This window comes from Pseudomonas sp. FSL R10-2189 (genome assembly GCF_009600325.1).
Taxonomy (GTDB): Bacteria; Pseudomonadota; Gammaproteobacteria; order Pseudomonadales; family Pseudomonadaceae; genus Aquipseudomonas; species Aquipseudomonas helleri.
This window is the reverse complement of sequence record NZ_WIVZ01000191.1, coordinates 1-204: the sequence shown is the minus strand read 5'-3', so window position 1 is coordinate 204 and position 204 is coordinate 1. Positions and strand designations below refer to the sequence as shown.

Annotated in this window: 2 tRNA genes; both read right to left on the bottom strand. The window is 58.8% G+C overall.

Going from position 1 to position 204, the window contains the following annotated elements:
- Position 1: 1 nt before the first annotated feature.
- A tRNA-Ala gene (locus GHO32_RS26425) sits at positions 2-77 on the bottom strand.
- 50 nt (positions 78-127) lie between these two features.
- A tRNA-Glu gene (locus GHO32_RS26420) sits at positions 128-203 on the bottom strand.
- Position 204 lies beyond the last annotated feature (1 nt).

Sequence of the window (204 nt, the reverse complement as noted above, 5' to 3'; positions counted from 1 at the left end):
TTGGTGGAGCTAAACGGGATCGAACCGTTGACCTCTTGCATGCCATGCAAGCGCTCTCCCAGCTGAGCTATAGCCCCGATTTATCGCCTGGCGGCGGAGCAACACCGAAATGCTGCTTCTGTGAAACTGGCGTCCCCTAGGGGACTCGAACCCCTGTTACCGCCGTGAAAGGGCGGTGTCCTAGGCCACTAGACGAAGGGGACA